The sequence below is a fragment of the Streptococcus infantis genome, assembly GCF_047465185.1.
In the GTDB taxonomy this organism is placed as follows: domain Bacteria; phylum Bacillota; class Bacilli; order Lactobacillales; family Streptococcaceae; genus Streptococcus; species Streptococcus infantis_O.
In genome coordinates, this window is sequence record NZ_JASHAJ010000002.1 from 432,131 (window position 1) to 456,685 (window position 24,555).

23 protein-coding genes are annotated in these 24,555 nt (G+C 40.5%); 1 reads left to right on the forward strand and 22 read right to left on the reverse strand.

The genetic code is table 11. The features are described 5' to 3' along the window. Window positions 1-2: 2 nt before the first annotated feature. From QM382_RS05620 to QM382_RS05695, 16 genes are all read right to left on the reverse strand, one after another. Complete coding sequence (locus tag QM382_RS05620) at window positions 3-722, reverse strand: ABC transporter permease (protein WP_414272719.1); 720 nt, start codon at window positions 720-722, stop codon at window positions 3-5. Window position 723: 1 nt separating this feature from the next. After that, the gene (locus QM382_RS05625) at window positions 724-1,509 is read right to left on the reverse strand and encodes an ABC transporter permease (protein ID WP_016466864.1); all 786 of its coding nucleotides are present in this window, start codon (window positions 1,507-1,509) and stop codon (window positions 724-726) included. 1 nt (window position 1,510) lies between these two features. Then, window positions 1,511-2,221, reverse strand: coding sequence for an ABC transporter ATP-binding protein (locus QM382_RS05630; protein ID WP_016466865.1), 711 nt, complete (start codon window positions 2,219-2,221; stop codon window positions 1,511-1,513). Between the two features lie 202 nt (window positions 2,222-2,423). Further along, on the reverse strand, window positions 2,424-3,218 hold the full coding sequence (gene pflA, locus QM382_RS05635) for a pyruvate formate-lyase-activating protein (RefSeq protein WP_303407238.1): 795 nt from the start codon (window positions 3,216-3,218) through the stop codon (window positions 2,424-2,426). Between the two features lie 132 nt (window positions 3,219-3,350). After that, on the reverse strand, window positions 3,351-4,604 hold the full coding sequence (locus tag QM382_RS05640; RefSeq protein WP_414272720.1) for a diaminopimelate decarboxylase: 1,254 nt from the start codon (window positions 4,602-4,604) through the stop codon (window positions 3,351-3,353). A gap of 72 nt (window positions 4,605-4,676) precedes the next feature. Further along, window positions 4,677-5,501: a pur operon repressor gene (purR, locus tag QM382_RS05645; protein WP_006147832.1), complete on the reverse strand. Its 825-nt coding sequence runs from the start codon at window positions 5,499-5,501 to the stop codon at window positions 4,677-4,679. A 101-nt stretch (window positions 5,502-5,602) separates the two neighbouring features. Continuing rightward, window positions 5,603-6,544, reverse strand: a complete 942-nt coding sequence (locus QM382_RS05650; RefSeq protein ID WP_006152067.1) for a 3'-5' exoribonuclease YhaM family protein — start codon at window positions 6,542-6,544, stop codon at window positions 5,603-5,605. Further along, a complete protein-coding gene (gene rmuC / locus QM382_RS05655; RefSeq protein WP_414272721.1) occupies window positions 6,534-7,790 on the reverse strand; it encodes a DNA recombination protein RmuC in 1,257 nt (418 codons plus the stop codon). Before rmuC ends, QM382_RS05650 begins: the two co-directional genes overlap by 11 nt. Window position 7,791: 1 nt before the next feature. Then, window positions 7,792-8,454, reverse strand: a complete 663-nt coding sequence (locus QM382_RS05660) for a thiamine diphosphokinase (RefSeq protein WP_414272722.1) — start codon at window positions 8,452-8,454, stop codon at window positions 7,792-7,794. Then, complete coding sequence (gene rpe / locus QM382_RS05665; protein WP_414272723.1) at window positions 8,417-9,073, reverse strand: ribulose-phosphate 3-epimerase; 657 nt, start codon at window positions 9,071-9,073, stop codon at window positions 8,417-8,419. Before rpe ends, QM382_RS05660 begins: the two co-directional genes overlap by 38 nt. 10 nt (window positions 9,074-9,083) lie before the next feature. After that, the gene (gene rsgA / locus QM382_RS05670; RefSeq protein WP_214262532.1) at window positions 9,084-9,962 is read right to left on the reverse strand and encodes a ribosome small subunit-dependent GTPase A; all 879 of its coding nucleotides are present in this window, start codon (window positions 9,960-9,962) and stop codon (window positions 9,084-9,086) included. 1 nt (window position 9,963) lies between these two features. Continuing rightward, window positions 9,964-10,836, reverse strand: coding sequence for a 16S rRNA (adenine(1518)-N(6)/adenine(1519)-N(6))-dimethyltransferase RsmA (gene rsmA / locus QM382_RS05675; RefSeq protein ID WP_414272724.1), 873 nt, complete (start codon window positions 10,834-10,836; stop codon window positions 9,964-9,966). Window positions 10,837-10,855: 19 nt separating this feature from the next. After that, the gene (locus QM382_RS05680) at window positions 10,856-11,566 is read right to left on the reverse strand and encodes a dimethyladenosine transferase (RefSeq protein WP_414272725.1); all 711 of its coding nucleotides are present in this window, start codon (window positions 11,564-11,566) and stop codon (window positions 10,856-10,858) included. Window positions 11,567-11,655: 89 nt separating this feature from the next. After that, window positions 11,656-13,083, reverse strand: coding sequence for an SseB family protein (locus tag QM382_RS05685; RefSeq protein WP_414272726.1), 1,428 nt, complete (start codon window positions 13,081-13,083; stop codon window positions 11,656-11,658). 133 nt (window positions 13,084-13,216) lie between these two features. Further along, window positions 13,217-13,780, reverse strand: coding sequence for a ribonuclease M5 (gene rnmV / locus QM382_RS05690; protein WP_414272727.1), 564 nt, complete (start codon window positions 13,778-13,780; stop codon window positions 13,217-13,219). Then, window positions 13,777-14,553, reverse strand: a complete 777-nt coding sequence (locus QM382_RS05695) for a TatD family hydrolase (RefSeq protein ID WP_414272728.1) — start codon at window positions 14,551-14,553, stop codon at window positions 13,777-13,779. The genes rnmV and QM382_RS05695 overlap by 4 nt, the downstream gene beginning before the upstream one ends. A gap of 155 nt (window positions 14,554-14,708) precedes the next feature. On the opposite strand from QM382_RS05695, the gene QM382_RS05700 reads away from it, so the two are divergent. Further along, complete coding sequence (locus QM382_RS05700; RefSeq protein WP_414272729.1) at window positions 14,709-16,553, forward strand: APC family permease; 1,845 nt, start codon at window positions 14,709-14,711, stop codon at window positions 16,551-16,553. A 182-nt stretch (window positions 16,554-16,735) separates the two neighbouring features. On the opposite strand, the gene rpmH is transcribed toward QM382_RS05700, so the two are convergent. The 6 genes from rpmH to QM382_RS05730 form a co-directional block, all read right to left on the reverse strand. Then, window positions 16,736-16,870 (reverse strand): 50S ribosomal protein L34, encoded by a 135-nt coding sequence (gene rpmH / locus QM382_RS05705; RefSeq protein ID WP_000831905.1) that lies wholly within the window; start codon window positions 16,868-16,870, stop codon window positions 16,736-16,738. Between the two features lie 144 nt (window positions 16,871-17,014). Then, window positions 17,015-18,229: a pyridoxal phosphate-dependent aminotransferase gene (locus QM382_RS05710; protein ID WP_414272730.1), complete on the reverse strand. Its 1,215-nt coding sequence runs from the start codon at window positions 18,227-18,229 to the stop codon at window positions 17,015-17,017. 471 nt (window positions 18,230-18,700) lie between these two features. Then, the gene (gene gltX, locus QM382_RS05715) at window positions 18,701-20,161 is read right to left on the reverse strand and encodes a glutamate--tRNA ligase (protein ID WP_414272731.1); all 1,461 of its coding nucleotides are present in this window, start codon (window positions 20,159-20,161) and stop codon (window positions 18,701-18,703) included. A gap of 129 nt (window positions 20,162-20,290) precedes the next feature. Then, window positions 20,291-21,640, reverse strand: a complete 1,350-nt coding sequence (locus tag QM382_RS05720; RefSeq protein WP_414272732.1) for a glucose-6-phosphate isomerase — start codon at window positions 21,638-21,640, stop codon at window positions 20,291-20,293. A gap of 169 nt (window positions 21,641-21,809) precedes the next feature. Next, complete coding sequence (locus QM382_RS05725; protein ID WP_414272733.1) at window positions 21,810-22,499, reverse strand: gamma-glutamyl-gamma-aminobutyrate hydrolase family protein; 690 nt, start codon at window positions 22,497-22,499, stop codon at window positions 21,810-21,812. A 288-nt stretch (window positions 22,500-22,787) separates the two neighbouring features. Next, window positions 22,788-24,554 carry an ABC transporter ATP-binding protein gene (locus QM382_RS05730; RefSeq protein ID WP_414272734.1) on the reverse strand — a complete coding sequence of 589 codons (1,767 nt, stop codon included), beginning with the start codon at window positions 24,552-24,554 and terminating at the stop codon, window positions 22,788-22,790. Window position 24,555 lies beyond the last annotated feature (1 nt).

Here is a 24,555-nt window from a genome sequence, read left to right on the forward strand (position 1 = left end):
CTTTAGCGTACATTTCTTTCTCTAAGTATCAATGTAGCAAATACAAAAACAATTAATAACCATACTATTTGTATCCCTAAGCCTTGCCACACTGGATAATAAAGTGATAAAGGATGGATATAGTAACAGTTCATACTCGCTAGTAAGGGTAAATTTCTAAATAAAGAACTGAATTGTAATAACATTTGCCCTAGCCCCAATAAAAGTGATAAACTTATTCCCAACATTAAGGTAAAAGATCGGAAAATAAATACAAAAATACCACTTAAAAGAGAGAAGGTTAAAATAGAAATACAAACTGGAAATAGAACTGTTAGAACATTTTTAATATTGCTCAAAAGATTGATATTGTAATATCCTTGAGCAAATAGTATACATACTGATATTACAGCTAGCAATAATACAATTTCCACACATAACACAATAGCTATTTTACATATTATAAATTTTAAACGATTTGGACATGTAAGAAAACTTGTACGAAGGCTAGAACCTGTAAATTCTTGACCTATAAATAGTACAGCTAGACTAATAAAACCTGCCTGTCCTAAATAGAGACTTTGCAGTAGTTGTTCCAAAACAAAGTGTAGGGTCAACTGATCTGGTTTACTGTTTAAAAAAATAACCATCGGCGGAACACAAAGTAATAGAGCACCTATAATCAACCAATGCCAAGGATTCATCATAAACTTGAGATACTCACATTTAAATTGCTCTTTCAACTCATTCTCCTCCTCCAATATCTGACTGAAGTACGCGGTAAATTGCCAAAGCCAAGAATGACAAATTCCAACAAAGTAAAAGCAAAATATTTTGTAAACTATTCTGTTCTAACATTTGTGGAGATGTAGCAATCAGTCCATAGCTCAATGAAACTGGAAGAAATTTTGCAATTGATATATGGTCGGCTAAGAATGTTCCTAAATTGTAGACTTGAGGAAGCAAAAACAATAGGGGAACAAGGGCTTTTTTAAATGTTAAAGCCAGAATATAGGCTAAAAGTCCCAACAATGTCCAAGCTATACTGTCCAAAAACATATAGAACCAAACTGTCCCATTTAGTGAAAAAAGCAATAAACCATCTTGTCCTAAAACATAATGTGTCATGTTAATCGTCAGAAATATTGATAGGAAGGAAATGACAAAAGAAAATACCAGCCAAATTAATGTCTTTGAAACTAGGAGAGTAATTCGACTCGTATTAGAGAGGAGGCTTGTGCGAATAGCAGAATCTTTATACTCTTCAGCTCCGTAGATTGAGCCTAAGATAATCATAAAAAAAATGCCAATTAGAGTAACATCAAATCCTAAAAATTCAATAGGTGGAATAGCTTCTACTAACTCTGGATTTGTCTCTGGTGTAGCATGGATACCAACTGAAACAATTTGAGAAGCACCAATATCTGCTAAAAACGTTTGAAATACTAGTATCAAGAATAGTACAACATGAGTAGCTCTCTTATAAAGTAATTTCAATATTTCAGAATGAAGAGAGTAAATAAGTGCCATGTCACTTTCCTCCCTCTGTTAAACTAAAGAAAACTTCCTCCAGTGAAGAAAGATTTCTCATCACTTCTTGTAAAGTCCCTTTTATAAGAACTTTGCCTTTATTTATGATGACCACATCATCTGTCACTGCTTCCACTTCCGATAATATATGAGATGATAGCAAGACGGTCTTTCCTTCTTGAGCTTGTTTTTTTATAAACTCTCTAAACCACCGAATTCCTCTTGGATCCAAACCATTTGTCGGTTCATCCAATATCAGATATTGAGGATTTCCTAATAGAGCTGTTGCAATTCCCAAGCGTTGTCCTTCTCCTAATGATAATTTCCCAATTTTAGATTTTTTCTTATGGCTAATATCCACCATATCCAAGACTTGCTCAATTCGCTGACTGGATATCCCATTACTAGCAGCAACAATTTTCAAATGTTGATAAACAGTCCGATCATCAGGAGCACCGACACTGTCAAATGAAGCTCCTACAGTCTTTAGAGGAAATTTTAATTCCTTATAAGTTTGATCTCCAATTTTGGTAAGACCAGATGTTGCTTTGTCTAATCCTAATAAGATACGTAAGGTTGAACTTTTACCAGCTCCATTTGGACCTAGGAAAGCAGTTACTCTTCCTGCTTTTGCTTCAAAAGAAATATCTTTTAAAATTTGAGTTTGACCATATGACTTACATAGATTTTTAATGGTAATACTTTGTTCCATAGATTTCTCCTATTCAATTTGTTGTATCATTTGAAACAAGTATATATTAATCAATAATTTTCGGATTTTTTTCAGGATTTTAAATCTTTATAAAATCTGTATTGTCATATAAATCATAAAAATTTTATTTTGTTTAATTTAGCCTTATCTATATTTATCTGTGTAAACTTAAAAGCCCGATGTTCCCATCAGGCTTCTTTTTTTATCCATGAACACGTTTCATGTAATCTTGATAACTCTCTGTATCCATTAGTTCCTTAGCGTTCTTAACACGATCTGCTGTTGGAGGTTTAACGCCTTCAAGCGAATACGGAATGCCAAGTTCACGCCACTTGAACTCACCCATCGTGTGATAAGGTAAGATTTCAAACTTATCAACATTTTTGAGAGTCTTTACGAACTTCCCAAGTTCAATCAAATCTTCATCACGGTCTGTCAATCCAGGCACAAGAACGTGACGAATCCAAACAGGTTTCCCAATATCTGACAAGTACTGAGCACATGCCAAGATATTTTTATTGGTTTGACTGGTTACAATCCTGTGCTGTGCTTCGTTGATTTCCTTAATATCAAGAAGAACCAAGTCTGTCACGGCCATTAGTTTATTGAATTTCTCTAGATAACGCGGTTTATTACGGAATGGAAGGGCACAAGTATCCAAGGTACAGTGGATTCCTTTTTCTTTTGCTTTTGTAAAGAGAGCAATTAGGAAATCAATCTGTAAGAGAGCTTCCCCTCCACTGACCGTAATTCCACCCTTATCTCCCCAGAAACCACGAAAACGAAGCGCTTCTTCTAGAACATCGTCTACTGTTCGTACACGAGATTTATTGGTTTCCATCGCCCATGTGTCCGGGTTATGACAATACTGGCAACGCATCTGACAGCCCTGCAAAAAGACAATGAAACGAATCCCGGGACCATCTACCGCCCCAAAACTCTCTGTCGAATGTACCATTCCTGTCACTTTTCCGTAGTCTATTGTTTCTTCTGACATCACGTCACCTTCCTTGGAACCGTTTTATAATTTTATTATATCACGCTTGAAAGGAAAAACAATAGATTTTGTCTATTTTTTAGAAAACAATCTGTTTTTCACTTTCAACTTTCATGATTTTCAAAAATTCTTCTAATCCTTGTCAAAGTCAAACCCATAGAGAGTCGCAAAATAGTCCTCAGGTCGCTCTGCTCTGCGGATTAGTCGTGCACCACCGTCCTCTGTGTAGAGAATCTCTGCTGAACGAAGTTTCGCATTGTACTGGTAACCCATAGAGAATCCATGCGCACCTGTATCATGAATGACTAACAGATCACCAATTTCTGTTTGAGGTAGTTCACGATTAACTGCAAACTTGTCGTTGTTTTCACAAAGTGAACCAACAACATCAACCACTTCAGTCAGACCGTCAGGATGCATCATATTTGTAATGTGGTGATAAGCTCCATACATAGCTGGTCTCATCAGGTTAACAGCTGACGCATCTACTCCAAGATAAGTCCGATAAGTCTTCTTTTTATGGGTTACTTTAGTCACTAGAATTCCATGAGGCGCCAACATAAAGCGTCCTAGTTCTGTAAAAATCTTAACTTGACCAAGACCTGCTGGCGTAAGAACTTCTTCATAAACCTGACGAACCCCCTCACCAATTAAAGCAATATCATTTGGCTCCTGGTCCGGACGATAGTTGACACCGATTCCTCCAGAAAGATTGATGAAGTCCAGCGAAATACCTAACTTTTCCTTGATTTCTACAGCCAGTTCAAAAAGCTGGCGCGCCAATTCTGGATAATAGAGATGAGTAACAGTATTGGAAGCTAGGAAGGAATGAATCCCAAAAGTTTTTGCTCCCTTTTCTTTCAAGATAGCAAAAGCTTCAAAGAGCTGTTCCTTAGTCATCCCGAACTTAGCTTCACCAGGACTATCCATAATGTCCGTTCCTAGTTCAAATACGCCACCAGGATTGTAACGGCAGGAGATAATCTCAGGAATCCCCGCAGCGCGCTCTAAATGATCGATATCTTCAAAGGCATCCAAGTTGATAGTCGCCCCTAATTCACGGGCATAGGCATACTCTTGGTCTGGTGTATTGTTAGATGAAAACATCATCTCTGGCCCTGTAAACCCAAGCTTATGACTCATTAAGAGTTCTACATAACTAGAACAATCCACTCCACATCCTTCTTCTTGCAAAATCTTCAAGATAGCTGGAGTTGGGGTCGCTTTTACAGCGAAGTATTCTTTAAAGCCTTTATTCCAAGAGAAAGCTTCATTAACTGCGCGTGCCTTCTCGCGAATACCTTTTTCATCGTAGAGATGGAATGGAGTTGGAAACTCTTCAACAATCTTTTCTAAGTCTTCACGTTTAATAAATGGCGTCTTCATAGGGCTCCTTCATATTCATTATCAAAGAAAGGCTGGGACGAAAGTTCCAACCTTTAAGCATCTTATTCTCTCTTATTTTTCTGTTTCGAAGATGTTCCCAACTTCAACTTCAATTTGTTGGTTCTTCACATCAATATTGGTAACTTTTAAGAGCGATTTATAGTCAAACTGCTGTTCACGATCTTCCTGCGCATTATCAGCAAAGACAGCTACACCAGCCAACTCAGAATCAAACTCTGTTAAAAGGCTAATCATACCGTTAATCGTTCCTCCGCCTTTCAAGAAGTCATCAACAATCAAGACACGGCTTCCTGCCTTAAGGCTACGTTTTGATAGGAACATTTTTTCAATACGGTCACTAGATCCTGAGACGTAGTTGACACTAACAGTTGAACCCTCAGTGATTTTCAAGTCACGACGGACAATGACAAAAGGTACGTTGAGAACATTGGCTACTGCATTTGCAAGCGGAACCCCTTTGGTCGCTACCGTCATAACAGCATCAATCTTTTGGTCCATAAAGCTCTTAGCAATAATACGTCCAATATTTTTTAAAATAGCCGGAGTACTAAGTAGATCAGACAAATAAATGTAGCCACCTGGCAGAATGCGGTCGCTCTCTGAAAGTTTATCGCGAAGCTCTTGGATGATTGTTTTAGATTCAAGGGTAGAGATGGAAGGTGTGAAAATAACTCCACCACCAGCACCTGTCACCGTTTGAATATGGCCGATTTCAATTTCTTCAAAGGCTCGCTTAATAATGACAATATCTTCTGAAATAGAAGATTTGGCAGATTCATACTTTTCCGCGAAGGTATTGAGACTGGTTAATTTGTATGGATTGTTAATCAAATAATTGGAAATAACAACCATCCGATCACTTCTTCTTAATTTCATTAGTTATTCACCATTCTTTTTAATTAGTCTTTTTCTCATTATATCACACTAAAGCAAAAAAAACGAACTTTATTGTCTAAATAAAGCTCATTTTTTAGTTTCTAGTCTAATTTTGGCTTGTAGAAGGAACGATTGTCCATTGCAAAGACTTTATTGGTCATTTCACCCTCATCAACAAGAGCCAGAGCTGTTGACATCATCATCATACTCGCATCCAAATTATCAATCATATGAATAATTTCAGCTTCCATCACACGAGGACGAACAGGACTACCATACTCGAGTAATCCATGGTGGCTGAGAATCACATGGCGCAGAAGCACCACTTCTTCTCGAGTATCATCAATGCCAAGTTCCATAACCGCTTTGGTAATCTCGCTATCAATCAAGGCGATATGTCCGATAAGATTTCCTCTCACTGTATACTCTGTCTGGTCCGGACCTGTTAACTCAATAACCTTAGCCAGGTCATGAAGCATAATTCCTGCATAGAGCAAGCTCTTATTGAGTTGTGGGTAGACATCTGCAATTGCCTCTGCTAAACGAACCATAGTTGCCGTGTGATAAGCAAGCCCTGTTTCAAAGGCATGGTGGTTGGTTTTTGCAGCTGGATAAGAATAAAATTCTTTATCATATTTGGTATAGAGGGCCCGAACGATTCGTTGCCAGATGGGATTTTCAATCTTGAAAATCATCTGTGCCATGTACTCACGGATTTCTTTAACATCCACTGGTGATTTGACCTTGAAGTCTGCTGGGTCATTGGGTTCACCAGGCTGAGGTAAGCGAAGGGTGATTTGATTTACCTGTGGAGTGTTGTTGTAAACTTCACGACGACCTTGCATGTGGACAACTTTTCCTGCAGTAAAGGCCTCAACGTTATGAGGTTGGGCATCCCAGAGTTTTCCTTCGATTTCCCCACTATCATCTTGGAAGGTGAAAGCTAGGTAATTTTTCCCAGCACGCGTCTGTCTCAGATCGGCTGATTTGATCAGGTAAAAGCCCTCGAACAGTTCATCTTTTTTCATGTGACTAATCTTCATATTCTTCCTCATCTTCTTGGAACTGGAGCAAATCAAGCATAGGCTCACCTTCTGACAATTCAATATGTCGGAGCGTTCGCTCGATAGCTGAAGTACGTCGGTTTAACAATTCATCAATATTACCAGTGGCATGTTGGAGGTGTTTTTGCGCTTTAACCAAAATGCCACCAAACTTGCCAAATTCGGTTTTGACGTTGGCTAGAGTTTGGCTAATATGGTCAGCACTCTTTTGGATATTCAGAGTCTTGAAGCCAACAGATAGGGAGTTAAGAAGGGCTGACAAGGTACTTGGACCTGCGACAATAATCTGCTCCTCCCGTCTCAAACCATCAAAGAAAATCGGATTTCTAACGATTTCTGAGTAAAGACCTTCTGTCGGAACAAACAAAACTCCAAAATTGGTCGTCCTTGGCGGTGCTATGTACTTGTTCTTGATATCTTTGGCAAAACGCTTAACACTTGTTTGGAGTGATTTGCGACAACTTTCGATTTCATCCTTATCACCTGATTCATAGGCTTCTTCAAGGCGGTAATAAGCTGCCAGTGGAAACTTAGAGTCAATTGGTAGATAAACATATTCCTGGTCACCTTGCCCAGGCAACTTGATGGCGTACTCGACTCGCTCACTCGAATTTTCAACCGTTGCAAATTCTCGTTCATACTGGGCAGGTGTCATGATATCTTCAATAATCTGTCCCAGTTGTAATTCACCCAGAATTCCTCGGGTCTTGGTTCCAGATAAGACCTTGTTAAGCGCACCGACATCTCGCGCCACCGTCTGCATTTCACCTAGACCTCGATTGACAGATTCCAATTGCTTGGAAACTGTCTCAAAGGATGCTTGCAAGCGTGTCTGCAAGGTCTTTTCTAATTTTTCCTCAACCGTTTGGCGCATTTGTTCTAAGCGTTGTTCATTTGATTCCTGCAAGGCTTGGAGGCGTTGGTCTGTCTTATCTCTGGTTTGGAGGAGGTTTTCATTCATCTCCTGTCGAACCTGGGTCAGACCTTGGTGCAATTCGATTCGCACCTCCTGCAAACGGTCACTGACAGCCACTTCAAGATTTTTTTGGTCAAGCTGATTAGACTGTCTGGCTTGCTCAAATCGATAATCTAACTGGTCTGAAAGATTATCTGCCTGGTCTTCTAAACTCTTGGTCAGATATTTCTCCTGCTTTTCCTGCCTCTGCCAAATGAGAAAGAGGCCGGCTAGGTTAGCTATTAGTAACAGTAGTAATATAATCTCCATCCTATCTCCTGTCCTTGCTATGCAGTACAATCACATAGCCATCTGGGCAAGTCACCGAAACTTCCCTATCTATATATTCGTTAGAAGCGTAAACTTTCTTAAAGAAAAAATTCTCCTCAGTTAGTTCATACTTGGCTCCGATAATGGTCAGCTGACTATCCCTCACAGGCATAAAAGCAAGATAATCATAGTCTGACCGTGGTTCAAGTTGACTGGTCCCTTCTGGGCAATAACTAATCAAGTTTTGCCCATCCTCAATCTCTATTTGACGCATAAAAGGCGCCAATTTAGGATTGCTAGGCAGAAAGACATTAGCCAACATATGGTCAATGCGACCACCCAGAGCACCGAAAATAGTGACCTGTGCCTGAGGGCTTTTTTCAAAAATCGTTAAAAGCGCTAGTTCCAGATCCGTATCATCTTTTTCTGGCTGAGCTTGGACAAAGTGCTGGGCATTCGCCTGAATCAACTGACGTTCTTCTACAGTCACAGAATCAAAATCCCCAACTGCTAAAGCAAGAGGAAGTTCTTCTTCCAATACCCAGAGTGAGCCTCGATCCACACCGACAAAGCAGTCAAAATCTGTCCGATAGTGACCGCGGTCTCCGCCTGCAAAAACTGCAACTTTAGTCCAGTTGTTTTCTGAGAGCTTGCACTCGTTCATTGACATCTCCCTTAAAGACATAGGACCCTGCTACAAAGACTGTAGCGCCAGCTTCTTTGGCTTGAGCTATGGTCTGAACATCAATCCCACCATCCACTTCAATTTCAAAATTCAATCCTTTTTCCTCACGAAGGGCAGCCAATTCACGTATCTTATCCATGGTTTCAGGCAGAAAAGCTTGCCCACCAAATCCAGGGTTAACGGTCATGACTAATACTTGGTCAACCAAATGAAGCACATGTTTAATCGCCTCAACAGGTGTTCCAGGGTTAATGACAACAGAAGGCTTCACTCCCAAAGATCGAATCTTTTGAAGTGCCCCATGAATATGAGGTGTTGCTTCTGCATGGATGCTGATGATGTCTGCACCTGCACGCGCAAAGTCTTCTAAATGATGTTCGGGATTTGATACCATCAAGTGGCAGTCAAAGACCATCTTGCTGTGGGGACGAAGAGCCTCGACTACACCTGCACCAAAGCTGATCTGAGGTACAAAGTGACCATCCATGATATCGATATGGGCGTATTCTGCCCCAGTTGCTTCTAGGCGTTTGATTTCACGTTCAAAGTTGGCATAATCTGCTGCCAGAATTGACGGAGCAATCTTGTATTGAGACATAGGTTTCTCCTTATTTTGGAATTTTTTTGCTGACTTTTTTATAGGTTTCTCTGCGATTTTCAATTTCGCTCAGGAATTGCAAATAGTTATCAAAACGGAAGCTCGCAATGAGACCTTCTTCTACTGCTGGTTTGACCGCACAGGAAGGCTCATGGGTATGCGTACAAGTACGGAACTTGCAATCTCGGCTAACAGAGGCAATTTCTGGAAAGGCCTGATTGAGGTCTTCTGCTGTTGCCACTTCATAATCCAGAGATGAAAACCCTGGCGTGTCTGCGATTTTCCCACCATTGAGATTGTAAAAACTAACAGCTCGAGTGGTATGACGACCACGACCTAGACTATCAGAAATTTCTCCTGTCTCTAGATTAAGGTCAGGTGCGATTTTATTAAGAAGGGTTGACTTACCAACACCTGTCTGCCCCATAAAGACTGTCACCTTGTTTGTCAATAGTGGCAAAAGCTCTTCCTTACTAGTTACAAAGTCATAGCCGATGGCACGATAGGTCTGCTCGTAAAAATCCAGTTCTCCTCGATCTGACAAGAGGTCCATTTTAGAAATATAAACGATAGGATGGATGCCCTTATGTTCCAAGAGAACCAAGAAGCGATCCAACAAATTGCTATTAAAATCCGGCTCCTTGACCGACATGATAACAACTGCTTGGTCAATATTGACAATGGGCGGGCGAACTAGACTATTTTTTCGTTCCTGAATCTTAAGAATGTAGCCCTCAGAGTTTTCTTTCGCAGAAAAATCTACCCAATCTCCGACGTAGGGTGTGTGGCCTTTTTTACGAAAATTCCCACGCGCACGTGTCTGATAAACTTGACCATCTCTCTCCACATAGTAGAAGCCAGCCAAGGCTTTAATGATTTGTCCCTGCATCCTAGAGTCCTTGTCCTTTAAGTGCATCTGCTAGGCTAGCAAATTCTGCCAAGCTGAGAGCTTCACCACGTACACTTGGTGCCAGTCCAGCCTGATCCAAAGCCTTGGTCAGCTTGTCCTTGATTTCTTCAGTCTTCCCAAAGTAACCTGTCAAGTTATTCCACAAGGTCTTACGACGATGGGTGAAACTAGCCTTGGAAACTTTAAAGAAGAAATTCTCATCTTCTACCACAACCGCTGGCTCTGGACGGCGTACCATTTTTAAGATAGCCGAATCCACGTTGGGCGCTGGCACAAATACTGTACGAGGCACGATAAAGGCAACCTTGGCCGTCATGTAATACTGCACAGCAATAGACAAGCTACCGTATGCCTTTGTATTTGGTTGAGCAGAGATACGATCCGCCACTTCCTTTTGCATCATGACCACAAACTCACTAAAAGGAATGCCACTTTCAATCAAGTGTATGAGAATAGGCGTCGTGATATAGTAAGGCAAGTTTGCTACTACCTTGATTGGTAAATCAGGATTTTTAAAATTCTGGATGTGCTGCGCCAAGTCAACTTTTAGTATGTCTTCGTTGACTACGGTCACATTGTCAAAATCACGCAGGGTATCCGCTAGGATTGGTACCAAACGGTGGTCAATCTCAAAGGCCATGACTTGAGCTGCACGCTCAGCCAAAAATTCCGTCAAAGCACCAATCCCTGGCCCGATTTCGATAACATTGACCTGGTCATCAACTTCAGCCGTATCCACGATTTTTTGAAGGATGTTGGTATCGGTCAAGAAATTTTGCCCGAAGGATTTTTTAAAGGTAAAACCGTGACGCTCCAGTACTGCCTTGGTCACGCTATAATCTGCAATTCTCATTTATTCTCTTTTCTAATTATTAGCTAAAAATAATATATAGAAACCACATAATTCCTGCCAACAAAATCCAAAATACAAATAGAACACGATGCTTGTTCGCTTTTGTATCGGCTCCAGTCATGTCGCCCCCTTGCTTATCATCTTGGGGGTTCATTTTCTTCAATTCATCCTGATATGCAACCGAATCTAGAATATTGTCTTCTGGCAATAATTCTGAAGCATAATAATCAGGAAAGCCCATAGCAAGGCCTATTAAGTTCTCATCCGTTAGAGAAAAATCTAAATCTTTGGGTTGATTTTCCCGAATAGCTCGGATATTTTTTAACAGTTTATCAGCGACTACAGAGACTTGGTCCATAAAAACTACATCCAAAAGATCAAATCCTAACACATCACCATCTTTTACGTTTGCAAGAATATAACGAACAAAGGCATCATATAGTTTCAAGGCTTGTGGGACATTCTCTTCTAAAAAAGAGCGGTTTTGGAGGGCACTTTGCCGGAATTTTTCAATAGGAAGCAAGATATCTACATTCTGCTCTTGGTAAAATCTTTCTGCTTGCTCTTCATCTTCTTCGAGTTCTTCTGCTGTTTCCCAGAGAGCAATAGGAGCTTTTAAGTCTTCTTCATCCCAAAACAATTGCCAAAAATAGGGTATCGTGTAGATGCCTTCTGTTAAGATACGAGCTTCATCTCCGTTTTTTAAGTAAATATAACTTCTATTCGCCATTCCATTTCCTTTCAAAATCTTTGAAAAAGGTTAGTGGTTCAAGTAGGATATAGATAAAACTATAAAGTTTCCCAATGTAAAGAAACTCTCTAATCTTGAGCTCTTCCTTCTTGTTCCTCACTAAGTTTTTGCATGTCTCTAAAAGCTGTTAGGCTAACATAGGCACCCGCTTCATAGTATTCCGTTGGGTTTATAGCATAGTCAAAGCCTTCAATCATGCCTCCAGCTTCTTCAATCATGCCATTCCATTTTTCATCAAAAACCATTCTCAGACGTTTCCAATCGGTAAATACCGGCACAGAATTTCTGCCATCTTTTCCTTCTTTGACTGGAATGTTGAAACTAGAATCTTTTTCCAAGACAAAGGAGCTTCCTTCCTGACTATCGTCCTTAAATTCCGAAGCAGCATCTAAAGGAATTAGAAATTTTGCTTTCAGCATAGCTTCTGAAAAGAACTTATAATAGAGCTTATAAATTACTTCTTCATCTTCTGTCGTCGGGCTATCCAATTGTCCCATCAGCAACATCCATCTTACTAGGTCAGGATTCATCACAGGAACTTGTATTTCTGGCAAATTAGAAAAATCTGGTTTTTGAACCAAGGCCGAGGCACTGATGCTAACTTCCTTGGAATTAAAGATTGCTCCCAAGGCACCATTTAAGTAAAAGGCTGTTCCAAGGAAATTCTCAATCCCTTTTTTATCTTCCGTATTTTCAATCAGTTTTACGACTGAGTTTGGTCGACTATCAATGGTTTCTTTAAATTGGCGATACCAAGATGGCGTCAAAAGCATGATCATAGGATCTGTGCACAAATAGCCCTCTTCTCCCCTGTCATAGGTCGTTGAGAAAAGATAGGGTTCACCTGTTTTTTCCGAATAAACTGCATAAACTGAATCTGCTGCTAACAACTTGTCCTTGACGATTTCCGCGAGACGTTCCAACTTACGAGTGTTGATTTGATAGCTTTCTTCACTTTCAGTTTCCTGATTTTGACGGCATTTCCATAAAAAGAGACGTAAAATTTCTACGCTATCATCAAGACTAGCTGCCAAATAGTCTTCATTAGTCAATTGCCCCTCTTGGATGGCTACAAAAGCACGATAAAGAGCATCTGAATAGCTAGATAATTTTTGCTCTTCCTCAATACCTGAACTAAAGAGCACACTTCCTTTTTTCAGTTTATCCAAAGAAGGAATCCTATCAACCACTAGATGGGCAAGAACTTCATCAGTTAGACTATCTGCATCTTTGTTTTGACTGCTGAGTTTTTTAACCTCTACAGTACCAAGACTTTCCATTCCTTGGTCGGGATTGCAAAATTGCAACTGATCTCCAACCTTGATACTACCTTCTAGACTCCCTACAATCAATAATTGATTCGTTTCCTTCATCGGGAACAAATCTAGAACACCAACGCAAACATTGCCTTCCGCCTCTTCTGCTTCCTTATTTGATTCAGTTGTTTCAGTTGTTTTTGTTGCTTCTGTCTTTTTTAAAAAATCAAAGATTCCCATAACTTTTCCTCATTATCTCCACTCAGCACAAATCCTATGGAGTCACTTTTCTAATGCTTGCTACCAAGCCTGATTAAACCGTATATGATTACTTCTATTGTATCACATTCCCTCCACATTTTGGGGGAGTTTCTCAATTCTCATATGATTTCATAGCATCTTCAACTTCTGCTAAACTAATGCCAAACAATTCCAAACGTTTAAGGAGTTGTTTGCCGTTGGAATAACCGATACGTAGACTTTCTCCTAGATATTCTCTGCGTTTTCGACTATCTGCCCCAGCAAAAAATCCCAATCGAATCAAGTCACTACGGCTAATATCAAAATCACTTTCTACTTCAAATTGCTCTGTCACTTGCGCCAAGGCTGTTTTCAAATCTTCGTAGCTAGCGTGTTCGATTCCTAGAGAACGCCCCTTGGTTTTGGACTTAGGAACTGCCTCATCACGTTTGAGAAAGGCGTGCTGAACTGTCGGAATGGCCGTCATAATCATCCGACGAATGCGTTCCCCGTTAAAATCAGGATCTGTAAAAACAATCACCCCATGACGTTGGTGTAAACGTTGGATTCGTTCAAGATCTTGTTCATTGATCGCAGATCCACGAGTCTCATAAGTCTCCACATCAAAAAAACGTTTGAGATTGGTCGTATCATCGCGTCCTTCAACTACGATGACTTGGGAAATTTTCTCTTTCATGATTTACGTTCCAATCCAAAGATTCGTTCTGCATTGGTACTTGTCGCAGCTGCCAATTTTTCTGTCGTCATGCCACGTAAGTCCGCGATAAAGTCCACTACATAGCGCGTGTAAGCTGTCTTATTTTCACGACCACGCTTGGGTACTGGGGCTAAATAAGGCGCATCTGTCTCTACCAAAATCTTATCCAAAGGTAACTCTTTGGCTGCTTCCTGAATATCTGTCGCCTTCTTGAAGGTCACCACTCCAGAAAAGGAAATTGTCATACCAAGCTCCACAAACTTCTCAGCCCATTCCAGAGAACCAGAGAAGGAGTGCATGATGCCGCCACGAGGTCCGACTCCCTCACTCTTGATAATCTCATAGGTGTCTTCTAGCGCATCACGGGTATGAACCACAAAAGGCAAGTCCAGTTCCTTAGATAGCTGAATCTGACGACGGAAAACCTTCTCTTGAACTTCTTTAGGCGCTGTCATCCAGTGATAGTCCAAACCAATCTCACCTAGGGCAACAACTTTTGGATGTTTTAGTTTTTCTAGCAAGTAATTCTCAATATCCTCTGTATAATCTCCTGCTTCTGTTGGATGCCATCCAATTGTCGCATAGAGTTGGTCATATTCTTCCACCAACTCTAGGGCACGCTCAATCGTCGGCTTATCAAAACCAACGATATTCATCCGAGTTACACCCATTTCCGCTGCTAAGGCAAGCTCTTCTTCTTCACGTCCCAAAAATTCCTCTATATTTAAATGTGTATGAGTATCAAAAATCATTTATATTTCCTCGTTTTTTCTACTTTCTATTATACCAAAAAACTAGTCGCATCCTTATAGGAAAAAAATATTTTGAAATCAATGATTTTCCCTTGACGGTATTTTTTCATAGCAGTATAATAGCTCTTGTTGAAAATTTCAAAAAAGGAAAGAAAATGTTTACAAAACTAAAATATACCTTTATCGGTCGTCCCCTTAAATCCTTAACAGAAGGTGAAGGAGGACTTCTTGGAAAAACACAAGCACTCGCAATGCTCTCAAGCGATGCTCTATCTTCTATCGCTTATGGACCCGAGCAGGTCGTCCTCGTCTTGGCTAGTCTTTCTCCCCTAGCTATTTGGTGGAGTCTCCCTATTGGTATCTTTGTCCTCTTACTATTAGCTAGCCTGACCATTTCTTATCGACAAATCATCCATGCCTACCCTCAAGGTGGAGGTGCCTATATGGTTACTCGAGAAAACCTCTCCCCTGAGTTAGGTTTGATTGCTGGGGGAAGCCTGCTTGTTGACTACATGCTAACAGTAGCCGTATCTGTGGCTGCAGGTGCGGATGCAATCACTGCTGCACTTCCTGTCCTCCATCCTTACAACCTCCACATTTCCATTTTTCTGGTCTGTTTGCTCATGCTTTTGAATCTGCGAGGCTTGAGGGAATCCGCCAGTTCTCTGATGATCCCAGTTTATCTCTTTATCTTTAGTACAGTCTTCCTCTTATTGTTTGGTATCTTCCAACTATTGACAGGTTCTCTCAGTTATCATGCAACTTCTGCAATTGGTCAAACTGTCCCAAGTCTATCAATTGTCCTAATCTTAAGAGCCTTCACCAGCGGTTCAGCTTCACTAACAGGGGTTGAAGCTATCTCAAATGCCGTTCCATTTTTCAAGACCCCCAAAGAAAAAAACGCAGCTCAAACATTGACCATCATGTCTCTGATTCTTGGATTTCTATTTGCAGGGATTACCTTCTTAAACTACTGGATGGGGATTACACCTCAACACGGAGAAACAATCCTCTCACAAATGGCTAAAGGGATTTTAGGAGATTCAGCTCTCGGTCAGATTGTTTATTATCTCTTCCAATTCTCAACTGCCCTAATCCTAGCCGTTGCTGCAAATACTGGTTTTTCTGCCTTCCCAATGTTGGCTTACAATATGGCTAAGAACAAGTACATGCCCCATCTCTTTATGGAAAAGGGAGACCGCCTTGGTTACTCAAACGGTATTTTAACCTTAGCTTTTGGTGCCATAATCCTTCTGCTTATTTTCAACGGAAATACAGAACGCTTGATCCCTCTTTATACTATCGGAGTTTTCGTCCCCTTTGCACTTTCTCAAACAGGTATGATTCGCCACTGGAAAAAAGAAAAAGGCTCTCATTTCTTAAAATCTGCCATTGCTAACATCCTCGGTGCTATCATTTGTTACGTTATCGTTCTTATCCTACTCTTCTTCAGACTTGGAGATATCTGGCCCTTCTTCCCAATTATCCTAGTCTTAACCTTCCTCTTTTTGTCCATCCACAGTCATTACCAAAAAGTGGCGAAACAACTTCGACTTTATGAAGGAATTCAAAAGAAAACTTACGATGGCAATGTCGTCCTTGTCTTAGTAGGAAATGTTACTCGAGTCAGCGTCGGAGCGATTAACTACGCTCAAAGCATCGGAGACGAAGTTTTGGCTATGCACATTTCCACCAAGGAAACTGAGGAAAAAGACCAAGAAATCCTCCAAGAATTTGCCGACTACTTCCCAAATATTACTCTTAAAAACATTAATACCAGCTATCGCGATATTATCACACCTACAGTTCGATATGTTCGAAAGATTTCTCAAGAAGCCAAGAAAAAGAACTACACGGTTACAGTTCTTGTACCCCAATTTATCCCTAACAAACCTTGGCAAAATACCCTCCACAATCAAATGAGCCTTAAATTAAAATATGCTCTCAGATGGCACGAAGATGTCGTCGTTGCTAGCTACTCTTATCATTTGAAAGAATAAAGAAAAGCTCAAAATCAGAGAAATTATCTTCTGATCTTGAGCTTTTTCTATATGTGATTTTTTCAAGACGTCTTCTAAAATGTTTATTCTCAATCAATAACTTTAGAAAATTCTATCTTTTAGATAAAAGAAAAATCAGTAGGCTCGAGTTCCTACTGACTTCTTTGTTTCATTTGTTTGGATTATGCAGCCAAAACTTTGCGTCCTTTGCGACGACGAGCTGCCAATACGCGACGACCGTTTTTAGTTGACATACGGTTACGGAATCCGTGTTTGCGCGCACGACGAAGTTTACTTGGTTGATAAGTACGTTTCACGATGAATACCTCCTCATAGATTTTGTATTCGTTTAGCCGGCTATAAAGTGATCAGTTACTAAACATACTTTACTATTCTATCTGATTCTTACTTATTTGTCAATAGCTCTGACAAATGTTTCCAGCTTTTTTGCTATGAAAGCCTTATCTGCAATACTGCTTCAAGAAGCGAGTCATCTTTTCTTGGATTTGGGCCAACTCATCGACACGTGGTAGATAAACGATACGGAAATGATCTGGTTCTTTCCAGTTAAAGCCACGTCCATGTACCAAAAGCACCTTTTCTTGTTTCAAGAAATTAAGGACAAATTGTTCATCGTCATCGATACGGTACATATTGCGGTCGATTTTAGGGAAGATATAAAGACCCGCTTTTGGCTTAACAGCTGATAAACCAGGGATATCTTGAATGGCATTATAAATAAAGTTTCTTTGTTCATAGATGCGACCACCTGGCAAGAGCAATTCATCCACTGACTGGTGACCACCTAGTGAAGTTTGAACTACCTGCTGGGCAAGCACATTCGAACAGAGACGCATGTTTGAAAGCATATTGAGACCTTCAATGTAGCCTTTTACATGATGTTTAGGCCCAGACAAGACCATCCAACCCACACGGAATCCAGCGATACGGTGAGATTTTGACAAACCATTCATGCTGACGCAGAAAAGGTCTGGAGCCAAACTGGCTACTGGTGTGTGGACATTCCCATCCATAACCATACGGTCGTAGATTTCATCCGCAAAAATAATCAAGTCATTTTGGCGAGCAATTTCAATAATATCTAACAAGAGTTCTTTAGGATAGAGAGCCCCCGTTGGATTATTAGGGTTTATCAAGACAATAGCCTTGGTATTGGAACTAATTTTAGACTTGATATCATCGAGGTCTGGATACCATTCAGCTTCTTCATCACAGACATAGTGTACGGCATTTCCTCCGGCCAAGCTGACTGCAGCAGTCCAAAGAGGATAGTCTGGCATAGGAACCAAGACTTCATCACCGTTGTCCAAAAGCCCTTGCATGGACATAACGATTAGCTCACTAACTCCATTTCCAAGGTAGATGTCATCGATACCTACATTTGGAAAGTTTTTCAGTTGGCAATATTGCATAATTGCCTTACGAGCTGAAAAGATTCCTTTTGAATCTGAATAACCTTCACTATCACGGGCATTCATAATCAAGTCATGAATCACCTCATCCGGAGCTGTAAAGCCAAACTCAGCTGGGTTCCCTGTATTCAAACGAAGAATTTTTTCTCCATTTGCGCGCATGCGCATAGCTTCTTCCAAAACTGGACCACGGATATCATAAGCCACATGCTCTAATTTTATTGATTTGTTAAATTCTTTCATTTGAGTTCCTCTATTCATCAGGATAGTTAATATTATACCACTCCAAAACGAAATCGCAAATTTCCCAGTACTATTCCACAAAAAAACCTTGCTTAACGCAAGGTAACAGGACAAATCCGATTTCTTTCTATTTTTGGAGAAGAAAGAGTAGATATACTTCTCTAAAAAGCTGGATAAATTGGACCAAAATCTTTGTAGAGAAACTCTGGTGTTCGAAAACAAAGTCATTGTAAGGGATGGTAACTGCATGAACAAAAGAATTTCTGCTTCTATTCAGCAAAACGCAAAGAAAAAATAAGTAGACTGACCAACATTAGGAATAATGTTAGACTAAGCCGAGTCTAGTTGAAAAAATACCATCTCACTAACTTATTTCTTTGTCCTGTCAATTAATAGTATACACTAAAATCTTTGCATTTTCAAATAAGTATACATATAAAAAGAACTCAATATTTGAGTTCTTTTTATCTACTATTTTGCAATTTCTGCCAACATTTTTTCAATGTGTTGGATTGATTTTTCGCGTCCAAGCAAGTAGATGGTCTCTGGCAATTCAGGACCATGCATTTCACCTGAAACGGCGATACGGATTGGCATGAAGAGATTTTTCCCTTTGATACCAGTTTCCTTTTGGACTGCTTTGATTTGTGGGAAGATATTTTCTACCACAAACTCATCGTCTGACATGGCTTCAAGTTTTGCCTTAAAGGCCTCAAGTACAGTCGGAACGGTTTCACCAGCCATGACTTCTCGCTCAGCTTCTGTCAATTCTGGGAAGTCTGAGAAGAAGAGGTCTGTCAATGGAACGATTTCATCCACTGACTTCATTTGTGGTTTGTAGAGTTCCACTAATTTCTCAGCCTTGTCTGTCAAACGTCCTGCTGCTTCGAGGAATGGTTTTGCCATTTCAAAGATAGTCTCAAGATCCGCATTCTTGATATACTCATTGCTCATCCAGTCCATTTTCTTTTGGTCGAAAGCTGCTGGAGACTTGCTGAGGCGTTTTTCATCAAAGAGCTTGATCAGTTCTTCGCGAGAGAAGATTTCGTCTTCTCCACCAGGATTCCATCCAAGAAGAGCGATGAAGTTAAAGACTGCTTCTGGAAGGTAACCCTTCTTGCGGTAATCTTCGATAAACTGAAGAGTGTTGGTGTCCCGTTTAGACAACTTCTTACCAGTTTCAGAGTTGATGATCAAGGTCATGTGACCAAATTCTGGTGCTTCCCATCCAAGTGCTTCATAGACCATGAGTTGTTTTGGAGTGTTGGCAATGTGGTCATCTCCACGGATGACGTGAGAGATTTGCATATCGTGGTCATCGATGACAACGGCAAAGTTGTATGTTGGGTAGCCATCTTTCTTTTGGATAACCCAATCCCCACCGATATTGCCACCTTCAAACTCGATATCGCCTTTGACCATATCGTGCCATTTGTAAATACCAGACTCATTAACGGCCAAACGAACAGTCGGGATGATACCTGCTGCTTCACGTTCTGCAATGTAAGCTGCTTTCTCCTCTTCGCTCATACCAAGGTATTCGTTGATGTAACGAGGTGTTTCACCGGCAGCTTCTTGGCGTTCACGTTCCGCCACCAACTCTTCTTCTGTTACGTAAGACTTGTAGGCTTTTCCTTCAGCTAAGAGTTGGTCAATGTATTTTTGATAGAGTTCCAAACGCTCAGACTGGCGGTAGTTTTCATGAGTCTCTGGACTTTCATCCCAGTCCATGCCTAACCAACGAAGGTTTTCAAGCTGTGAACGCTCTCCGTCTTCGACGTGGCGCTTACGGTCCGTATCTTCGATGCGGATGATAAAAGTTCCACCATGATGACGTGCATACAAGTAGTTAAACAATGCTGTACGGGCATTTCCGATGTGTAGTAGTCCTGTTGGACTTGGTGCGTAACGTACGCGGATATCTTTTGACATAGCTTCTCCTATAAAGTCTCTAGGCGTCTGCCTTTTTGCTCTCTATATTATATCACAAGTCTTGCCAGAGTCCAATTTCTCTTTTCGAGAAAAAGCAAAAAGAGTGGTAAATCCACTCTTTTTAGTCAATTATAGACGAGCGTTGAGTTCTTTGCTCAATTCTTCAAATCCTGGTTTACCAAGAAGGGCAAACATGTTACGTTTGTATGCTTCAACACCTGGTTGGTCAAATGGGTTGATCGCGTTCAAGTAACCTGAAAGGGCGATTGCCAATTCGAAGAAGTAGATAGTGTATCCAAGAGTGAAGGCATCTTGCTCAGGAAGAGTCACGTACATATTTGGTACGTCACCGTCAGTGTGGGCAAGAAGAACACCGTCAGTCGCTTTTTTGTTTACAAAGTCAACATCTTTTCCTTGAAGGTAACCAAGTCCGTCAAGATCTTCTTCCAAAGTAGGGATGATCACATTCTTACGTGGTTTGTCAACGCGGACAACTGTTTCAAACATGATACGAGTTCCTTCTTGGATAAATTGACCCAATGAGTGCAAGTCTGTTGAGAAGTTAGCTGAAGTTGGGTAAATCCCTTTTTGGTCTTTCCCTTCTGACTCACCAGCCAATTGTTTCCACCATTCTGAGAAGTATTGAAGGGATGGCTCGTAGTTTACCAAGATTTCAGTTGCATAGCCTTTACGATAAAGGATGTTACGCACTGCAGCATATTGGTAAGCTTCGTTTTCTGAAAGTTTGTCTGAAGTGTAGTCTTTACGAGCAGCATTAGCACCTTCCATAAGGGCTTTGATGTCTGCACCTGACGCAGCGATTGGAAGCAATCCAACTGCTGTCAATACTGAGAAGCGTCCACCGATATCATCTGGAACCACAAATGTTTCCCAACCGTTAGCATCTGCCTCAACCTTAACAGCACCTTTTTGGCGGTCAGTTGTTGCGTAGATACGTTTGTTAGCTTCTTCTTGTCCGTATTTCTTCACCAAAAGTTCTTTGAAGACACGGAAAGCAATGGCTGGTTCAGTTGTTGTACCTGATTTAGAAATCACGTTTACTGAGAAATCTTTATCTGAAACGTACTCTACCAAGTCAGCAAGGTAAGTAGATGAGATTGAGTTCCCAGCGTAAAGGATTTGTGGTGCTTTACGTTCTTCTTTTGTTTGCAAGTTTGCAAAGTGGTGGTTCAAGAAGTCAATGGTAGCTTTCGCTCCAAGGTAAGATCCACCGATACCGATAACCACCAAAACATCGCTGTCTGCTTTGATTTGCTCAGCAGCTTTCAAGATGCGGTCAAATTCTTCGCGGTCATAGTTTTCAGGAAGGTCCAACCAACCTAAGAAGTCGCTACCAGCACCAGTTCCTTTACGGATCAATTCGTCTGCTGCTGTTACTTGTGCTTGCATGTACTCCACTTCATGCGGGGCAACAAATTTGTCTAATACTTTTGAATAATCAAATTTAATATGTGACATAGTATTCCTCCAAAATTTCTTCTTTTCTATCATAACGCTTACTAACAATTTTTTCAAGTTTTTATACTGAAAATTTCCGATTTTTATCACAATTCAAACGTTTGCGTAAAAATACAATTCTATAAAGATTCGTAAACAATGAATAAAAAAACGACTAAATTTCTAGTCGTTACAATTCATTCAATAAATACTCAAATAATTCTAAGTTGCCATCTTCTTCATTAACCAAGAATTCTGGATGCCACTGGAGACCAATAATACGATTTTCATCGATAGATTCGATTGCTTCAACAGTTTGATCACGTGGATCCACAGCCGTCACACGGAAATTGGGTGCCAGATCTTTAATGCTCTGACGATGCACTGAATTAACCTGACTTTCTTTACCAAATAATTTCGACACCACACTGCCATCAACTGTCTCAATAGAATGTGAAGTCCCAAAAGGTAGACCTTGCCAATGACCTTCAATCTCCTGATTGAGTGTCCCACCAAAGGCAACATTGACAAGCTGAACGCCACGGCAAATGGCTAAGATTGGTTTGTTCTGACGCAAAGCTTCTTGTAGAAGAGCTAGCTCAAACTCGTCGCGAGTTAGGTTATAGTCGTCGCTATCAATTGTTTTTTCCTCACCATAAAACTGAGGATGAACATTTTGTCCCCCAGTCAAGATGAGCTTATCAATCATTTCTACATAGTCATGGACCACCGACTCATCACCAACCGGAATGACCAAAGGAAGTCCGCCGACCTGACGAATACTCTCAGCAAATTTACAAGAGACTGATGAATGAATATTTTTTCCTTCTGCGTCCACAGGACATAGGTTTGCCGCTACTCCAACAACTGTTCTTGCCATCACTGATTTCCTTTCCTTTTCTATTGATAATCTTATCTTATCATCCTTCCCCACTCCTGTCTAATATGTATTTTTTAAGTCCGTGATAAAATTTTTTTATCAGAAAAAGTTGCCCAAAATTAGGACAACTTTTTTGCTTATACTCAATGAAAATCAAAGAGCAAACGAGGAAGCTAGCCGCAGGTTGCTCAAAACACAGTTTTGAGGTTGTGGATAGAACTGACGAAGTTAGTAACACATATACGGCAAGGGGACGCCGACGTGGTTTGAAGAGATGTTCGAAGAGTATTATTCAAAGACAAATTGATTATGGTACAGTTCGGAGTAAAAGCCTCCAAGCTTGAGCAATTCGTGATGATTTCCTTGTTCGATAACCTCACCATCCTTAAGGACAATAATCTGATCTGCATTGAGAATAGTTTTCAAGCGATGGGCAATCACAAAACTCGTTCTTCCTGCCACGATAGCTTCCATGGCATTTTGAATCTTGCTCTCTGTTACAGTATCCACGTTTGATGTTGCCTCATCCAAAATTAAGACCTGTGGATCTGTCATCAAGGTACGAGCAATAGAAATCAACTGCTTCTGACCGGTTGAGAATACGCTCTGATCATCATTAATCAGAGTATCGTACTTATCTGGTAGACTTTCGATATATTCATGGATATGCGTAGCCTTAGCAGCTGCTTCGACCATTTCCTGACTAGCATCCGATACACCAAATCGAATATTGTCCCGAATAGTTCCACTGAACAAAACAGAATCCTGTAGGACAATTCCTACCTTACTTCGCAAACTGTCTAAATCAAACTCACGGATATCTCTACCATCAAAACTGATACTTCCTGCATCCACATCATAAAAACGATTGATTAAGTTCATGATGGTCGTTTTTCCTGACCCTGTCGGACCAACAACCGCAATCATTTTCCCTTTTGGAGCTGAAATGCTGACATCTTTTAGAATCGGTTTCCCTGGCAGGTAGGAGAAGTCCACGTTACGAATCTCCACACCTTCTCGCAATTCTGTGAAAACTGGAGCATCTTGAGGACGAATTTCTTCTTCTGCATCAAACATTTCTTGGATACGTTCCGCACCTGTAAAGGCCAGTTGCAAACTTCCCCAGCTCGCTGCCAATTGGATAATGGGTTGGTAATATTGCTGAGAAAACTGGGTAAACATGACAATCAAACCCAGAGCAGTTGCTGTCTCGATGTTCTGATCATTCAGTAAGACAGCTGAACCGACAAAAATAACAATAGCTGTATTGACCAAGCTCATTCCGTTCATGACAGGAAAGAGAATTCCTGAAAACATTCTGCCCTTAAAAGTTGCTTTACGGACACGTTCATTTTGCTCAACAAAACCTGCGATCACATCTTCTTGAATACCTTGAACAATAACGGCTTTCTGACCCGAAATACTCTCATCCATGTAGGCGTTGAGCTTCCCAACCTCTTTTTGCTGGAGATTGGTATATTTTCTTGCCAATTTCAAAATGACAATCAACATGATGACAGCTATCGGAGTGCTAGCAATCGTAATCAAAGCCAAGGTCACATTTTTTGCGAACATGACAATCAACAAACCAATATAAAGGGCAATATTGGTCATAACAGACACCAGACTTTCGTTGAACGCCTGTAGGATGTTATCCAAGTCACTGGTGAAACGTGACAGGATATCACCATCTTGATGGCGGTCAAAGAAGGAAACTGTCAAGCGAGAAAGCTTGCCAAAAAGTCCCTTACGCATCTCATTTGTTGATTCGGCAATAATACGGCTCATCAAAACCATATAGATAAGACTCGACACCACGAGTACAATCAAAACATAGGCAAGATTGATTAAGAGTCCTAATAGACTTTGCCAAACCATATCAGGATTTCCGTCTTGATAGGCTATAACCAAATTAGCTAGTTCTGTGACTGTTTGACCTGCAAATACTGGAAAGAGGGCTTGGGCTACCGTTGCAATGATAATCATAGCAATGACAACGATAAAGGATATTTTGTAAATTTTAAAGTAGTTCCAAAAAAATTTAAAGGTCTTCATC

Coding starts and splice junctions, on each gene's coding strand:
- QM382_RS05625 (WP_016466864.1), bottom strand. CDS start 1,509: ATGGCACTTATTTACTCTCTTCATTCTGAAATATTGAAATTACTTTAT.
- QM382_RS05630 (WP_016466865.1), bottom strand. CDS start 2,221: ATGGAACAAAGTATTACCATTAAAAATCTATGTAAGTCATATGGTCAA.
- pflA (WP_303407238.1), bottom strand. CDS start 3,218: ATGTCAGAAGAAACAATAGACTACGGAAAAGTGACAGGAATGGTACAT.
- QM382_RS05640 (WP_414272720.1), bottom strand. CDS start 4,604: ATGAAGACGCCATTTATTAAACGTGAAGACTTAGAAAAGATTGTTGAA.
- purR (WP_006147832.1), bottom strand. CDS start 5,501: ATGAAATTAAGAAGAAGTGATCGGATGGTTGTTATTTCCAATTATTTG.
- QM382_RS05650 (WP_006152067.1), bottom strand. CDS start 6,544: ATGAAGATTAGTCACATGAAAAAAGATGAACTGTTCGAGGGCTTTTAC.
- rmuC (WP_414272721.1), bottom strand. CDS start 7,790: ATGGAGATTATATTACTACTGTTACTAATAGCTAACCTAGCCGGCCTC.
- QM382_RS05660 (WP_414272722.1), bottom strand. CDS start 8,454: ATGAACGAGTGCAAGCTCTCAGAAAACAACTGGACTAAAGTTGCAGTT.
- rpe (WP_414272723.1), bottom strand. CDS start 9,073: ATGTCTCAATACAAGATTGCTCCGTCAATTCTGGCAGCAGATTATGCC.
- rsgA (WP_214262532.1), bottom strand. CDS start 9,962: ATGCAGGGACAAATCATTAAAGCCTTGGCTGGCTTCTACTATGTGGAG.
- rsmA (WP_414272724.1), bottom strand. CDS start 10,836: ATGAGAATTGCAGATTATAGCGTGACCAAGGCAGTACTGGAGCGTCAC.
- QM382_RS05680 (WP_414272725.1), bottom strand. CDS start 11,566: ATGGCGAATAGAAGTTATATTTACTTAAAAAACGGAGATGAAGCTCGT.
- QM382_RS05685 (WP_414272726.1), bottom strand. CDS start 13,083: ATGGGAATCTTTGATTTTTTAAAAAAGACAGAAGCAACAAAAACAACT.
- rnmV (WP_414272727.1), bottom strand. CDS start 13,780: ATGAAAGAGAAAATTTCCCAAGTCATCGTAGTTGAAGGACGCGATGAT.
- QM382_RS05695 (WP_414272728.1), bottom strand. CDS start 14,553: ATGATTTTTGATACTCATACACATTTAAATATAGAGGAATTTTTGGGA.
- QM382_RS05700 (WP_414272729.1), top strand. CDS start 14,709: ATGTTTACAAAACTAAAATATACCTTTATCGGTCGTCCCCTTAAATCC.
- QM382_RS05710 (WP_414272730.1), bottom strand. CDS start 18,229: ATGAAAGAATTTAACAAATCAATAAAATTAGAGCATGTGGCTTATGAT.
- gltX (WP_414272731.1), bottom strand. CDS start 20,161: ATGTCAAAAGATATCCGCGTACGTTACGCACCAAGTCCAACAGGACTA.
- QM382_RS05720 (WP_414272732.1), bottom strand. CDS start 21,640: ATGTCACATATTAAATTTGATTATTCAAAAGTATTAGACAAATTTGTT.
- QM382_RS05725 (WP_414272733.1), bottom strand. CDS start 22,499: ATGGCAAGAACAGTTGTTGGAGTAGCGGCAAACCTATGTCCTGTGGAC.
- QM382_RS05730 (WP_414272734.1), bottom strand. CDS start 24,554: ATGAAGACCTTTAAATTTTTTTGGAACTACTTTAAAATTTACAAAATA.